The following is a 14,543-nucleotide window of genomic DNA, read 5'->3' as shown; positions in this document are numbered from 1 at the left end:
GCAGACACGTTCATGGTGAACGCTAGTCGACCGCCCTGAGTGCGAGGCCGTGAAGACACGTCGCGTACGGAATGCGAAGCGGCCTTTCGTCCTCGGTCCGTGCGGAGTCGCTAGAATCACACGCTCGCCGGCTGGGCCCGGGAGAGTCGCAGCCAGGTCTCGATCACCGTGTCGGGGTTGAGCGACACCGACTCGATTCCCTGCTCGACCAGCCACTCCGCGAGCTCGGGGTGATCGCTCGGCCCCTGGCCGCAGATGCCGACGTACTTGCCGTGCCGGCGGCACGCCTCGATCGCCATCGAGAGCAGCTTGAGCACCGCCGGATCGCGCTCATCGAACGTCTCGGCGACGAGGGCGCTGTCACGGTCGAGGCCGAGGGTCAGCTGCGTCATGTCGTTCGAGCCGATCGAGAACCCATCGAAGTGCTCGAGGTACTCGTCGGCCAGCAGCGCGTTCGTGGGCACCTCGCACATCATCACGACCTTCAGGTCGTTCTCACCGCGACGCAGGCCGTTCTGAGCGAGCAGCTCGACGACAGCCGCTCCCTCGGCGACCGTGCGCACGAAAGGCACCATCACCTGCACGTTGGTGAAGCCCATCTCATCGCGCACGAACCTCAGCGCCTCGCACTCCATCTCGAAGCACTCGCGGAAGTCGGGCGAGATGTACCGCGACGCTCCGCGGTAGCCGATCATCGGGTTCTCCTCGTGCGGCTCGTAGCGCTCGCCGCCGATGAGGTTGGCGTACTCGTTCGACTTGAAGTCGCTCATGCGCACGATGACGGGTTCGGGAGCGAAGGCCGCTGCCAGCATCGAGACGCCCTCGATGACCCGCTGCACGAAGTACTCGCGTGCCGACGGGTAGGCGGCGATTCGGGCATCCACCTGCCGGCGGAGGTCGTCGGGCAGGGAGTCGTGCTCGAGCAGAGCGCGGGGGTGGATGCCGATCTGGCGGTTGATGATGAACTCGAGCCGCGCGAGGCCGACGCCGCGGTGCGGCAGGCGCGAGAACGAGAAGGCCTGGTCTGGGGTGCCGACGTTCATCATGATCTTGACCGGCGCCTCGGGCATGCTGTCGAGGGCCGTCTCCTCTTCGGCGAACGGGAGGATGCCCTCGTAGACGACGCCCGTGTCGCCTTCGGCGCACGAGACCGTCACCGGCTGCCCGTCGGTCAGCACCCTGGTCGCGTCGCCGGTGCCGACGACCGCGGGGATGCCGAGCTCGCGGGCGATGATCGCCGCGTGGCAGGTGCGGCCGCCGCGGTTGGTGATGATGGCCGACGCGCGCTTCATGATCGGCTCCCAGTCGGGATCGGTCATGTCGGCGACGAGCACATCGCCGGTCTGGAACTCGCTCATCTGCGTGGCGTCACGGAGGATGCGCACCGGGCCCGCGCCGATGCGCTGGCCGATCGCGCGCCCCTCGACCGCGACCTCGCCCTTCTGCTGCAGCCGGAACCGTCGCATGACATTCGCCGACTCCCGCGAGACGACCGTCTCGGGCCGCGCCTGAAGGATGTACAGCTGCCCGTCGACGCCGTCCTTGCCCCACTCGATGTCCATCGGGCGGCCGTAGTGCGCCTCGATGACCAGCGCATGGCGCGCGAGCTCGGTGAGGTCGCCGTCGGTGATCGAGAACAGGCGGCGGTCGGCCGCGGGCACGTCGACGAACGCGGTGCTGGCGCCGGCCTCCTTGCTGTCGGTGTAGCGCATCGCGATCGCCTTCTCGCCGACCGAGCGTTTGAGGATCGCGGGGCGGCCGGCGCGCAGCGCCGGCTTTGAGACGTAGAACTCGTCGGGATTCACCGCGCCCTGCACGACGGCCTCGCCCAGCCCGTAGGAGCTGGTGACGAACACGGCCTCGTCGAAGCCCGACTCGGTGTCGACCGTGAACATCACGCCCGAGGCGCCGATGTCGGAACGAACCATGCGCTGCACGCCCGCCGAGAGCGCGACCTCGTCGTGGTCGAATCCCTGGTGCGCGCGGTAGGCGATCGCACGGTCGTTGTAGAGCGATGCGTACACGCTGCGGATCGCCGCGAGCACGTTGTCGATCCCGCCCACGTTGAGAAATGTCTCCTGCTGACCGGCGAACGAGGCATCCGGAAGGTCTTCGGCCGTCGCCGACGACCGCACCGCCCACGTGACCCCCTCGGGGTCGGCGTCGTTCGCGACGAGCTGATCATAGGCGTCGCGGATATCGCGCTCGAGGTCGTCAGGCAGCGGATGCTCGGTGACCCAGCCGCGGATCTCTGTGCCGACGAGGGCGAGACGCGAGACGTCATCGGTGTCGAGCGAGGCGATCGCCTCGCGGATGCGATCGCGCAGCCCGTCGTGCTCGAGGAAGCGGCGGTAGGCATCCGCCGTCGTGGCGAAGCCGCCTGGCACCCGCACGCCGAGGTCGGAGAGATTCGAGATCATCTCGCCGAGCGAGGCGTTCTTGCCGCCGACCTGGGGAAGGTCGGTCATTCCGATCGAATCGAACCAGAGGATGTTGGTCACGAGGAGCTCTTTCGTCTGAGGGTGGTCAGCGGCGAAGGCCGAGGGCTTGCAGGATCACTGCGGACATCTCCTCGACGCTCTTCGTCGAGGAGTTGAGAAAGGGGATGCCGTTGCGGGCGTACAGCTTCTCGGCCCTGCGCAGCTCGGTGGTGCACTGTGCGAGGCTCGAGTAGCGGGAGTCCGGCCGACGCTCGTGGCGGACCTGGCTGAGGCGCAGCGGCGTCGTCGTCAGCCCGAAGCAGCGGGATGCGTACTTCTTGATGAGCGGCGGCAGGTCGTCGGTGGGGAAGTCGTCGTCGGTGAGCGGATAGTTCGCCACCAGCAGGCCGTACTGCAGCGCGAGGTACATCGTCGTCGGAGTCTTGCCGCAGCGGCTCGGCGCGACGATGATCACGTCGGCGAGGTCGAGCGCCCTGTCGCTCTGCCCGTCGTCGTGCTCGATCGCGTACTCGACCGCGCGCATGCGGGCGAAGTACTCGGTGGCGTCACCGAGGGTGTGGAACTGGCCGAGCTGCTCGGAAGGCGGGGTGCCGAGCGCCTCGGCGAGTTCGCTGAGGTGACCGCTGAGCAGGTCGATGTGCGTCGCGGGCACGGCGGTGAGAACGGTGAGGACGGCGGGGTTCTTCGCCGTCGTGAAGACGAGGGGCTCGAGGCCGTTCGCGGCATCCTGGGCGATCTGGTCGGCGATCGTCACGGCGACGTCGACCGAGTCGACGAACGGGATCGTGTGCTTGAGGAACACCATGCCGGGGAAGTTCGCCAGCAGGGCGTTTCCGAGGGTTTCAGCCGTGATGCCCGTGCTGTCGGACACGAAGTACGCCGCGCGCACAGCACGCGTCGTGGTCGTGTCGCTCGCGGTCGTCTCGGCCATGCACCGACTCTAGGTGCAGGAACGGGTGAACCTTCGCGTGATATCGCTCTAAAGATTGAGTGATTTTACGCAGACGGCAAGGAGCGCCGGATGCGTGACTCCATTGCCGTCTCCGGTGCGGCGCGCAACCCCCGCTCATTGCGACGGTGCCGTGGCTAGAGTGCCGGCATGAGCGAGCAGAATTTGGAAGACCTCAGCGGACTGGATGAGGCGGTCGTCGAGCGGCTGCAGAACGGCACCGCGACCCGAGCCGATGAGATCGCCAAGCTGCAGCACCTGCGAGACCGAGCGCTCGGGCAGGGTGACGCCGACAGGGTCGAGCAGCTCGACATGCGGCTGAGCGTGCTGCGCCTCGGGGAGTAGACGGAGAGAGGGGCGCGGTCAGCGGGGGAAGGTCTCGTTCAGCGCGGCAGCGAGGTCATCGAGAAGATCATCGGTGTCCTCCAGGCCGACGGACAGCCGCAGGTGGCCATGGACGCGGAATGGCTCAGGGTACGTCGTCACACGGCCGCCTTCTGTTCCCGTGTGCACGATGAGGGAGTCATCGTGCCCGAGTGAGAACCCGGACGTGATGAGGCGCAGGTTCGCGACGAATCGATTCTGTGTGTCGGGGCTGCCTTTCACGGCGAAGGCCATCATCCCGCCGTACCCGGCACCGCCGAACTGGCGCGCTGCGAGGTCATGGTCAGGGTGCGAGTCCAAGCCCGGATAGGCGATGTACTCGACACGCGGATCCTCGCTCAGCATCTCGGCGATGCGCTGGGCCGACCCGAAATGCTGGCGCAGGCGAAGCGGAAGAGTGACGGTGCCTCTCTGGATCTGCCAGGCGTTGAAAGGCGAGATGATGCCGCCCACGTCCACCATGGCATCGGCCTTGATCGGTTCGATGAGTTCGCGCCTTCCGGCCACCGATCCTCCCATCGCGTCACCGTGACCGTTGATGTACTTCGTGAGCGAGTGGACGACGAGGTCGGCTCCGTCACGGATCGGACGGTAGAACGGAGGTGGCGAGAACGTGGAATCGACCATCAGCAGCGCGCCCGACGTATGTGCGATCTCGGCGACCGCCGCCACATCGGCGACCTTGGTCGTGGGGTTCGCGATCGCCTCTATGCACACCAGGCGCGTGGTCGGTCGCATGGCCGCGCGAACCGCGTCGAGGTCGCTGATGTCGACGAACGTGGCCTCGAGGCCGTACCGGTGCGGCAGCAGCTCTGTCCACAGCCGCCACGTGGCCTCGTACACGACGTCGCTGACCACGACGTGGTCGCCCGCTCGCACGTGAGTGAAGAAGACGGCGTGCAGAGCGGCCACCCCGGATGCCAGCGCCACGGCGTCCTCCGCCTCGTCGAAGGCTGCCAGCTTCTTCTCGAGAGCCACCTGGTTCACGCCGGAATTGCGCGTGTACAGTCCCGAAGCCGTCGCCGACCAGCTGATCTCGCTGGGGTCGTCGGGCAGCTGGTACGAGTTGGCCATCACAAGCGGTGTGCGCAGCGCCTGAGTCGAGTCGAGCTCGATGCCTCCGTGGACTGCGAGGCTCAGGTCGGACAGGGTGAGCGGTTCCGTGCGATCGGGGCGTGTCACGGTGTCTCCTTCGACGGCAAGATAACGATGGTGTCAGCCTAGAGTGCATAATAAACACACGCAAATGTTTATATCGCAACGGAGTGATGATGCAACGTTCGCCGCTGGACCAGACCGATCGCACGATCCTGAGCGCGCTGACCGAGGATGCGCGGGTGCCTCTGGTGGCGTTGGCGGCCCGCGTGCACCTCTCGCGGAACGCCGTCAAGCAGAGAATCGAACGGATGGAGCGTCAGGGCGTGATCGCCGGCTACACCGTCGTGCCGGGTCGTGCGGGCGCAGCCCGAGTCGCGGCGACGGTGCTGGTCTACCGCAGCGACCGGATGCGGGGCGGCGGCGTCATCGCCGAGATCGCGCGGATCCCCGAGGTCAAGCGGTGCGACGTCATGTCGGGGGAGTTCGACCTCCTCGTCTCGCTGGACGCGGACTCCATGGAGCGCATCGGCGAGATCTGGGAGATCCTGGCGGCTCTCCCCGGCGTAGAGAACACGGTCACGTCGGTGACGCTGACCAGGGTGGTGGATCGCTGAGACCTCGCGGGGAAGGAGGGTATCCCCCTGGACCCCTCCTTCCCCGCGAGGAGCCTTCACAGCGCGATGCAGGTGACCTTCGGCTGAGTCATCTCCTCGTATGCGAAGCGCACGCCCTCGCGGCCCATGCTCCCGTACTTCGCGCCGCCGAAAGGCATGCTGTCGATCCGGTAGTCCGACGAGTCGTTGATCATGACGCCTCCCGCCTCGAGCGCCTCGGACACACGCAGTGCTCGAGCGAGGTCGGAGGTGAAGACGCCGGCGTGCAGCGCATAGTCGACGCTGTTCGCCTCCGTGATGGCGTCCTGCTCGGTGTCGAAGGGGGCCAGGGACACCACGGGAGCGAAAGCCTCCTCACTCCACAACGCGCATGTGGTGTCGACGTTCTCGACGACTGTCGGCCAGTACACGGAACCCTCACGGTGATGACCGGCGACGACGCGCGCGCCGGACGCGACGGCATCGTCGACGATCCGCTGCGCGTTCCGCGCCGCGGCTTCGGTGATCATCGGACCGACGTCGGTGGACGGATCGGCGGGGTCGCCGGCGCGCAGGAGCATCGTTCGCGCCACGAGGCGGTCGCGGAACGCGTCGTAGACAGAGCGCTCGACGAGGATGCGCTGAGCGCCCACGCAGTTCTGTCCCGCCGCCCAGAAGGCGCCCGACACGCACGCTTCCACGGCGGCATCCAGGTCGGCATCCGCGAACACGAGGACCGGGGCGTTGCCGCCGAGCTCCATGGCCAGGCGCTTGATCCCCGCCGTTCGGGCGATCGCGTCGCCCGTCGCGAAGCCGCCGGTGAAGGACACCATGCGGATGTCGCGGACGGCGATGAGCGCCTGGGTGACTGTCCGATCACCGTGGACGGTCGTGATGATCTCGTCGGGAAGGCCCGCTTCCGTCAGGATCTCCACGAGCAGACCGGCCGTCAGCGGTGTGAGCTGGGACGGCTTCAGGATGACCGCATTGCCGCCGGCGATCGCCGGGCCCAGCTTGTGCGCGACGAGGTTGAGGGCGTCGTTGTAGGGAGTGATGGCGAGGATGATGCCGAGCGGCTCGCGAGTGAACCATCCGCGCCGCCGGGAGGAGCCTTCGAACGCGTCGAACGGGATCACCTCGCCATCTGCTGCACGGGCTGCCTCGGCGGAGAGGGACAGGGTGCTGACCGCTCTGGACACCTCCTTCCGGGCCTGGGTGATCGTCTTTCCCGCTTCGCGGACGATGAGGTCGGCTGCCTCATCCGCGCGTGCGCTGAGCAGGCGCGAGGCGCGGTCGAGGATCCCGTGCCGGGTGTGCCGCGTCAGCTCCTTCGACAGCGTCGCTCCCAGGCGGGCCCTGGTCATGATGGCGTCGACGTCTTCCACTCCGCTCTGATCGACATGCGCGATCAGGTCGCCCGAATAGGGGTTGCAGACGGCGAGCGTCTCTTCTGCGGCGACGACGGCGGGGGTCATCGTCCCGCCCCCGCGAAGGAGCGCTGCCGCTCGTCGATCGCGATGATGTCCGACAGCAGTGCGTAGGCGGTCTCCATCCGACCCGCGCCAGGGCCGGAGACCGTCACCGTGCCGAGCAGGTCCGTGGTGAACGACACGGCGTTGGTCGCTCCCGAGATGCCCGCGAGCGGGTGGTCGGCCGGCAGCGACCGCGGCTCGACGGATGCCGTCACCGCGCCCGAGGCGTTGGTCTCCACCGATCCGATCAGCTTCCACCGCTCACCTGCGGCTCCCGCTGCGATGATGTCGCCGGCGCTGATCCGGCTGATGCCGGTGCGGGCGACATCTGCGGTCGTGATGTGTGCTCCGAGCACCTCATTGGCGAGGATCGCAACTTTGAGCTGCACGTCGGAGCCTTCGATGTCCGCCGTCGGGTCGGCCTCTGCATAGCCCAGCGCCTGGGCCTCGGCGACCGCCGCCTCGAGACTCTTGCCGGACTCCATCTCGCCCAGCACGAAATTGCTCGTGCCGTTGAGGATGCCTTCGATGCGCGTGATCTGCAGGCCCTTGAGGGTCGTGGATGCGAAGCGCAGCACCGGGGTGCCGCTCATCACCGAGCCCTCGTATTCGAAGAAGACGCTGTTGTCTGCGGCTATGCGATTCAGCTCGACGCCGCCGATGGCGACCGGACCCTTGTTGGTCGTGGTGACGCTCTTGCCGCTCTCGAGCGCTGCGCGCACGTGCGAGACGGCGGGTTCACCGTCGATAGGGTTGGTGAATGTCGCTTCCACGACGATGTCGGCGGTGCTGTTCCGGATCACGTAGTCGTTGCGCGGTTCTGCATGACCTCCGGGCATGGAGGCGAACGAGTCGTCCCCGGTCATGGCGAACACGGCGTCGAGGTCGATGCCGTCGGCCTGCATGAGCGAGCCGAGGCGCAGGTCGGTGATCGCCACGACACGAAGGCCGAAGCCGAGTTCGTCGTCCAGGTCCGCACCGCGGTCGCGGATGATCTCGGCGAGCGCGCGGTTGACGCCCCCGAAGCCGATGAGGGCCAGGTCGTGGTGGGTCACGGGTTTCTCCTTGTTCGTGGATGCGGCGGGCATCAGCGCCGCGCCGGTAGTCCCATGATCAGGCGACCCTGCGTCCGTCCACCCCTGCCGGGAGGGCGGCGGACCATGACGGAATGTCGGTCCGCATGACGGCATGTCACGAGAACGGAAGTGGCCCTCTTGTGTCGTGATCCACGACCGGATATCGTCCCCGAGACAGCAGAGACCTTGCTGCATAGTCACATCGATGTGAAAATGATGCACACCCGACCTGAATGAGAGTTCCAATGACGCCTCTTCCAGGGGAGAAGACTCTTCCCAACGCCCTACCGCAGACGACCGCCACCCAGGTGCCCCTCCGGCGTCTGCAGCGGACGATGGACGCCCGCCACCTGATCATGATCGCCCTCGGGGGAGTCATCGGCTCCGGACTCTTCCTGAGTTCGGGATACACGATCTCCCAGGCCGGGCCGCTCGGAGCGATCATCGCCTATCTCGTCGGCGCCGCCGTCGTCTACCTGGTGATGGCATGTCTCGGCGAGCTCGCCATCGCCTATCCCGTGTCGGGAGCGTTCCACATCTACGCGGCCCGTTCGATCGGCCCCGCGACGGGATTCACGACGGCGTGGCTCTACTGGCTCTGCTGGGTCGTCGCCCTCGGGTCGGAGTTCACTGCCTCAGGCATCCTCATGCAGCGCTGGTTCCCGGCCGTGCCGGTCTGGGTGTGGTGCCTGATCTTCGCCGCGATCCTCTTCACGCTGAACGCCATCTCGGCCCGCGTGTTCGGAGAGGCGGAGTTCTGGTTCTCGCTCGTCAAGGTGCTCGCCATCGTCGCGCTCATCGTTCTCGGCGCAGCGGCGATCTTCGGGTTCACGCCGCTGTCCGGCGAGCATCCGCCTGCTCTGCTGCTGAGCAACTTCGACACCGGTGAGGGACTGTTCCCCAACGGATTCAGCGGCGTCATCGTCACCGCGCTGGCGGTGTTCTACGCCTTCAGCGGGTCCGAGCTCATCGGCGTCGCCGCCGGTGAGACCAAGGATCCGGCCAAGAACATCCCGCGCGCGCTGCGCTCAACGGTGCTGCGACTGCTGATCCTGTTCGTCGGCGCGATCGCCGTCATCGCGGCGATCATCCCGTGGCAGGAGGCCGGCCTGACCAGCAGCCCGTTCGTGGACGTCTTCCAGTACGTCGGCGTGCCGTTCGCGCCCGACATCATGAACTTCGTCATCATCACCGCGCTGCTGTCCGCAGGCAACAGCGGGCTGTTCTCCTGCGCTCGGATGCTGTTCTCCCTCGCCGAGGAGGGGCACGCACCCCAGGCCTTCACAAAGCTCACGAAGCGCGGTGTGCCGCTGTTCGCCCTCTCGGTGAGCATCCTCATCGGCCTCGTCTCGCTGCTCACCAGTGTGATCGCCGCCGACACCGTGTACCTGGTGCTGGTGTCCATCGCAGGGTTCGCAGTGGTCGCGGTCTGGATGTCGATCGTGGCGTCGCAGTTCTTCCACCGTCGGCGGTTCGTGCGAGAGGGCGGTGTCGTCGCGGACCTGTCGTACCGCACCCCCTGGTACCCGCTCCTTCCCATCCTCGCGTTCGTGGTGCTGCTGATCTCGGTGGTGGCCATCGCCTTCGACCCGAACCAGGTCGCGGCGCTGTACTTCGGCGTCCCCTTCGTCGGCGCGTGCTACCTGTACTTCTGGCTGCGCCACGGTCGCAAGGGAAAGCAGCAGAGCCCGCGCATCGACCGAGAATCCGCACCCGCTGAGTGACATCCTCGCTTCGGGCTCGCGGCTGGGTCGAGATCGACTCAGCCGCGCTCGCCCACAACGTGCGCACGATCCGCGCAGAGCTCGGCGACGCCGTCGAGTTCTGCGCGGTCGTGAAGGCCGACGCCTACGGGCATGGAGTCGACATCGTCGTCCCGGTGCTGCAGGCCGCAGGGGTGAAGGTCCTCGGTGTGGCCTCCAACGCGGAGGCCGACCGGGCTCGGCGCTGCGGCTTCCCGGGGCGACTCATACGAGTGCGCCCTGCGGCTGCCGACGAGATCAACGAAGGTGTGGCCCTCGGCATCGAGGAGTGGATCGGCGGGCCCGCTCACGCAGATGTCGTCCGCTCGGTCGCCCGTCGGCAGCGCCGGCCCCTGGCGGGCCATCTCTCGCTGAACTCGACGGGGCTGAGCCGTGACGGATGGGACGTCGGGGCGTCAGGCGCAGCGGATGCTGTCCGCAGGATGTTCGCTGACGAGTCGGTCGACATCGTGGGCGTGTGCACGCATTTCCCCCGTGAGGACGCGGAGGACGTTCGACGGGGGACGGCGCAGTTCCTGCTCGAATGCAGCAGCGTTGCCCCGGGGACGAGCAGTGTGACCCGCCATTGCGCGACCACGTATGCGAGCTTGCATGTGCCCGAGAGCCGTCTCGACATGGTGCGCATCGGCGCGGGGCTCTACGGCGACACATCCGCCCTCGACGGCGCCCTGCGCCCGGCGATGCGCGTGCTCTCCACCGTCACCGCGGTCAACTCCTACAGACGGGGAAGCTCCGTCGGGTACGACCGTTGGCACCGGCTCGACCACGACGCGACGCTGGCACTGATTCCTCTCGGATACGCGGATGGATTCCACCGGAGCCTCAGCGGCCGGGGTGAGGTCCTGGTCCGCGGGGCGCGTGCGCGGATCGTCGACCGCATCGCGATGAACGGCTTTCTCGTCGATGTCACCCACATCCCCGGGGTCGCGCCGGGCGACGAGGTCGTCCTCTTCGGCCGCAGCGGTGCGGAGTGCATCACCTCGGATGATGTCGAGCGCTCACACGGTCACATCGCCGCCGATCTCTATCCGAGCTGGGGGCAGCTGCTGCCGCGGGTCGCTGTGCAGCCCACCGGATAGAGTTGCTGTTCGTCACACGAAGGGGGCGGGATGACGTCGTCTCTGACTCAGGGCCTGAGTCTGCTGGGTGCTGTCATCGATCAGGAGCGGCGCAACCAGCCCGGTCTGAACGCGTCCCGCCTGGCCGAGCAGACGGGGATCGAACGAAGCAGGGTGTCGCGCCTCAGTCGCGAACTGCGCGCTCGCGAGATGCTGCATCGTGATGAGACGGCGGCTCTCTCGGCAGGCAGCGCGTTCTTCCGGACGGCGTCAGCGCTGAACGCGGGCTGGCTGCGCGCCTCGCGTCCAGCACTTCGGTCGCTCAGCTCCGGGCTCGGCGTCCATGCGCTGATCACCGTGGCGAACGGGCCCCGTGCGATGCTCCTGCGCTACGAGCTCGCGTCGGACGACTTCGATCGTTCCATCCGTGACGGGCTGGTGACCCCGATCTGGTGCACCGGCGCAGGACGCGCCCTGCTCTGGGATCACTCCGCGTCCGACCTGCGCAGCCTGCTCGACGGCGTGCAGTTCAGCGGTGTGGGCGGCCCGCACGCCCCACGCTCCGTCGACGAGGTGCACGACCGTCTCGAGCGCGACCGGGAGGCAGGCGTCATCTCCGCCGACCAGGAGTACGACGAAGGCGTCGACGAGTACGCCGTGCCGATCCGGCATCGAGGAGCGGTCATCGCGTCATTGGCGGTGAGGGGCAGGCACCGGCCGGCGGGCATCAGCCGTGCGATGCGTGCGACGCTCGTGCACCTGGCGGGCGAGCTGTCGACCGCCGCGGATGCGGACTAGCGAGCACCGAGCAGCTCGCTGAGCGCTGCAGCCGCCCGCGCGCATGCGTCACCGCACTCGGCGGAGCGCCCCACCAGGTCGTCATACGCACCGACCACCTGTACCGCCGCGACCACCTCCTGGCGGAAGTCCCAGACCGGCGCCGCGACCGAGTACAGTCCTGGTTCCGCCTCCTGATCGACGATGCAGTACCCGCGCTCGCGATCCGCGCGAAGCCGCTCCAGGAGGTCATCGACCGACGTCGGCGTGTTCGGACCCTGCGTGCGGAACGTCGTCGAGGAGAAGACGGCGCGCACCTCATCGTCGGACGCGTCCCACAGGGTGGCGCGACCCGCATCGCTGCAGTACGCCGGGTAGGAACGTCCGATCCAGGAGCCGATCATCCGCGTCGTGGGCGGAAGACTCTCCAGCACCGTCAGGGTCGTGCTGCCCTGCAGCACGCCGAGGAAGGCGGCTTCGCCGACCGTGGTGGCGAGGTCATCCAGTACGGCGAGCCCGTGCTGATGCATCCGGTGAGCCGTGAGCTCCTGCGCGGTCGCATACCAGGACCACGCCAGGGTGTAGCCGCGTCCCGCGCCGCGAGTGATGAACCCCTGCTTGTCCAGCGCCGTCAGAGAGCGCGACACCTGGGATCGCTCGCGACCGAGCATGGTCGCGATCTCGGAGACGGTAGCGGGACGGCCGTCTGCGACGACGTCCGCCACAGCGCTGAGAACATCGAATCCTCGGCCCATACTGCTCGTCGCGACCTGCATACGACGACAGTACCGTCAGGCGCGGTGCTCGAATCTGCTGGTGGAGGGGCTGACGGGAATCGAACCCGCGCTGTCTGCTTGGGAAGCAGAAGTTCTGCCATTGAACTACAGCCCCGCACGCCCGGAGGCGCGTGGCAAGCATAACAAAGGTGCTCAGGGTGCTCGCGCGGTGTCGGGGATCTCGGACGACACGCTGCCGGCGCGCCCACCTCGCGGGGCACACGCCGTGCGCGAATCGGATGGTCCGAGACTTCCGACACTGGCCGACACGGGCCGACACCGGCCGACACCGGCCGCCGCCAGGCGTCCGAGAAGTAGTACCACGGGATGACACGGATCGCCCAGAGTCACTCTGCGGGCGGACGCGGCGCGGCCATCCCGATCCGTAGCGTCGAAGGCATGATCACAGCAGAAGGCCTCGGCAAGAGGTACGGAGACAAGATCGCCGTCGACGACGTGTCGTTCACGGTGCGCCCGGGCAGCGTCACGGGCTTCCTGGGGCCGAACGGCGCCGGCAAATCGACCACGATGCGCATGATCGTGGGGCTCGATCGTCCGACATCCGGTCGCGTCATGATCAACGGCCAGAGCTACACCGACCTGAAGTCGCCGCTGGGCGAAGTGGGCGTGCTGCTCGACGCCAAGGCCGTGCACACCGGCCGCAGCGCCCGCAACCACCTGCGCGCCATGGCTGCGACGCACGGCATCCCGGCCTCCCGCGTCGACGAGGTGATCGAGATCACCGGAATCGGCTCGGTCGCTCGCAAGCGCGCAGGCGGCTTCTCGCTCGGCATGGGCCAGCGGCTCGGCATCGCGGCAGCCCTGCTCGGTGACCCGCACACGCTCATCCTCGACGAGCCGGTCAACGGCCTCGATCCCGAAGGCGTGCGCTGGGTGCGGCAGTTCGTCCGCCATGCGGCATCCGAGGGGCGCACCGTGCTTCTCTCGAGCCACCTGATGAGTGAGATGGCGCAGACCGCCGACCACGTGATCGTGCTCGGCCGCGGCAAGGTTCTCGCGGACGCGCCGCTGCCCGACCTCGTGCGCGCCTGGACCACCGAGCGCGTGCACGTGCGCAGCCCTCGCGCGGCAGAACTCGCTGACGCGCTGGCCGGCACCGACGTCGAGGTCACGAGCAGCGACCGGTTCACGCTCGACGTGACGGGACTGCCGGCGTCGCGCATCGGAGACATCGCCGCCGACCGCGGCATCGCCGTGCATGAACTCACCCCCACGAGCGGCTCGCTCGAAGACGCCTACCTCGCCCTCACCGGCGACTCCGTCGAATACCGCACCCGCGAGGTCCCGCAGGACGTCGCCCCTCTCGAGGAGGCCCGCGCATGACCGCCATCCAGGCCCGCGCCACGCACATCCCCACCACCGCATCGCACGTCTCGCTCGGTCGCCAGCTGCGCAGCGAGCTCATCAAACTGCTCTCGGTGCGCGGCACCTGGTGGTCGGTCGTGATCGTAGCGGTGCTCACCGTCGGCATCGCGGTGCTCTTCGGCGCCAACCTGCCCGAGGGCATGCGCGACCCGATCATGGTGATCGTCGCACCCGTGCAGTTCACCATGCTTCTCGCCGGCATCCTCGGGGTCATCTCGGTCACCGGTGAATACTCGACCGGCATGATCCGCTCGACCCTCACCGCCAACCCGCGACGCGGCTCGGTGCTCGCCGCGAAGGCCGCTGTGCTCGCCGCGTTCCTGTTCGCCGTGTCGCTAGTGATCTTCGTCGCCGCTGCGCTGATCGTCACGCCGATCCTCGCCGCCGACGGCGTGACGTTCGACTGGGCGACGCCGGATGCGGCGATCCTGCCCATCCTCTCGGCATCCGCCGCCATGGCGCTGTTCTCGCTGATCGGCGTCGGCCTCGGCTTCCTGCTGCGCTCCGGCGCCGGCGCGATCGCCGCCACGGTCGGCATCATCTTCGTGCTGCCCGTGATCTTCAGCCTGGTCGGCTCGTTCCTGCCCGACCTCACCTGGCTGATCGACGCGGCCAACTACCTGCCGGCATCCGCTGCGCCCAGTGCGATCCTGCCCTCCGACATGTCTGCGCTGAACGCCGCCGAGTCGTGGCTGACGCTCGGCGGATGGGCTGCGGTCTCGCTGCTCGCCGGCTGGGCGACGCTGCGTGGACGGGACGCCTGAGAGCAC

General features: G+C 67.9%; 13 protein-coding genes and 1 tRNA gene. 7 read left to right on the top strand and 7 right to left on the bottom strand.

Annotated features, from left to right (window positions below; all coding sequences use genetic code 11):
* Window positions 1-116: 116 nt before the first annotated feature.
* Window positions 117-2,501 (bottom strand): phosphoenolpyruvate synthase, encoded by a 2,385-nt coding sequence (ppsA, locus tag JOE67_RS07750; RefSeq protein WP_204974909.1) that lies wholly within the window; start codon window positions 2,499-2,501, stop codon window positions 117-119.
* Between the two features lie 25 nt (window positions 2,502-2,526).
* Complete coding sequence (locus JOE67_RS07745) at window positions 2,527-3,372, bottom strand: pyruvate, water dikinase regulatory protein (protein WP_204974908.1); 846 nt, start codon at window positions 3,370-3,372, stop codon at window positions 2,527-2,529.
* A gap of 168 nt (window positions 3,373-3,540) precedes the next feature.
* Here JOE67_RS07745 and JOE67_RS07740 point away from each other — a divergent pair, with 168 nt between their 5' ends.
* Window positions 3,541-3,735, top strand: a complete 195-nt coding sequence (locus tag JOE67_RS07740) for a hypothetical protein (RefSeq protein ID WP_204974907.1) — start codon at window positions 3,541-3,543, stop codon at window positions 3,733-3,735.
* An 18-nt stretch (window positions 3,736-3,753) separates the two neighbouring features.
* On the opposite strand, the gene JOE67_RS07735 is transcribed toward JOE67_RS07740, so the two are convergent.
* A complete protein-coding gene (locus tag JOE67_RS07735) occupies window positions 3,754-4,956 on the bottom strand; it encodes an aminotransferase class V-fold PLP-dependent enzyme (RefSeq protein WP_204974906.1) in 1,203 nt (400 codons plus the stop codon).
* 89 nt (window positions 4,957-5,045) lie between these two features.
* Between JOE67_RS07735 and JOE67_RS07730 the strand changes: the two genes are divergently transcribed.
* Window positions 5,046-5,486, top strand: coding sequence for an Lrp/AsnC family transcriptional regulator (locus JOE67_RS07730; RefSeq protein WP_204974905.1), 441 nt, complete (start codon window positions 5,046-5,048; stop codon window positions 5,484-5,486).
* Window positions 5,487-5,542: 56 nt separating this feature from the next.
* On the opposite strand, the gene JOE67_RS07725 is transcribed toward JOE67_RS07730, so the two are convergent.
* Together JOE67_RS07725 and JOE67_RS07720 are read right to left on the bottom strand one after the other, a co-directional pair.
* A complete protein-coding gene (locus tag JOE67_RS07725; RefSeq protein ID WP_204974904.1) occupies window positions 5,543-6,940 on the bottom strand; it encodes an aldehyde dehydrogenase family protein in 1,398 nt (465 codons plus the stop codon).
* Window positions 6,937-7,992 (bottom strand): homoserine dehydrogenase, encoded by a 1,056-nt coding sequence (locus JOE67_RS07720; RefSeq protein ID WP_204974903.1) that lies wholly within the window; start codon window positions 7,990-7,992, stop codon window positions 6,937-6,939. The genes JOE67_RS07725 and JOE67_RS07720 overlap by 4 nt, the downstream gene beginning before the upstream one ends.
* Before the next feature lie 266 nt (window positions 7,993-8,258).
* Here JOE67_RS07720 and JOE67_RS07715 point away from each other — a divergent pair, with 266 nt between their 5' ends.
* The 3 genes from JOE67_RS07715 to JOE67_RS07705 are packed head-to-tail and all read left to right on the top strand — an operon-like array spanning window position 8,259 to window position 11,632.
* Window positions 8,259-9,737 (top strand): amino acid permease, encoded by a 1,479-nt coding sequence (locus JOE67_RS07715; RefSeq protein ID WP_204974902.1) that lies wholly within the window; start codon window positions 8,259-8,261, stop codon window positions 9,735-9,737.
* Window positions 9,734-10,855 (top strand): alanine racemase, encoded by a 1,122-nt coding sequence (gene alr / locus JOE67_RS07710; RefSeq protein WP_204974901.1) that lies wholly within the window; start codon window positions 9,734-9,736, stop codon window positions 10,853-10,855. The genes JOE67_RS07715 and alr overlap by 4 nt, the downstream gene beginning before the upstream one ends.
* A 30-nt stretch (window positions 10,856-10,885) precedes the next feature.
* Window positions 10,886-11,632 carry an IclR family transcriptional regulator domain-containing protein gene (locus JOE67_RS07705; RefSeq protein WP_204974900.1) on the top strand — a complete coding sequence of 249 codons (747 nt, stop codon included), beginning with the start codon at window positions 10,886-10,888 and terminating at the stop codon, window positions 11,630-11,632.
* Here JOE67_RS07705 and JOE67_RS07700 read toward each other — a convergent pair.
* Together JOE67_RS07700 and JOE67_RS07695 are read right to left on the bottom strand one after the other, a co-directional pair.
* Window positions 11,629-12,366, bottom strand: coding sequence for an IclR family transcriptional regulator (locus tag JOE67_RS07700; RefSeq protein ID WP_239528043.1), 738 nt, complete (start codon window positions 12,364-12,366; stop codon window positions 11,629-11,631). The two genes, JOE67_RS07705 and JOE67_RS07700, sit on opposite strands and share 4 nt — an antisense overlap.
* A gap of 62 nt (window positions 12,367-12,428) precedes the next feature.
* A tRNA-Gly gene (locus tag JOE67_RS07695) sits at window positions 12,429-12,502 on the bottom strand.
* Window positions 12,503-12,786: 284 nt separating this feature from the next.
* Between JOE67_RS07695 and JOE67_RS07690 the strand changes: the two genes are divergently transcribed.
* Entirely contained in the window at window positions 12,787-13,731 is a 945-nt protein-coding gene (locus JOE67_RS07690) for an ABC transporter ATP-binding protein (protein ID WP_204974898.1), read from the top strand.
* A complete protein-coding gene (locus JOE67_RS07685; RefSeq protein WP_204974897.1) occupies window positions 13,728-14,537 on the top strand; it encodes an ABC transporter permease subunit in 810 nt (269 codons plus the stop codon). Before JOE67_RS07690 ends, JOE67_RS07685 begins: the two co-directional genes overlap by 4 nt.
* Window positions 14,538-14,543 lie beyond the last annotated feature (6 nt).

The organism is Microbacterium esteraromaticum (assembly GCF_016907315.1).
GTDB classification, from domain to species: Bacteria; Actinomycetota; Actinomycetes; order Actinomycetales; family Microbacteriaceae; genus Microbacterium; species Microbacterium esteraromaticum.
The sequence above is the reverse complement of the archived record's forward strand: the minus strand, read 5'-3'. Positions and strand labels throughout refer to the sequence as shown.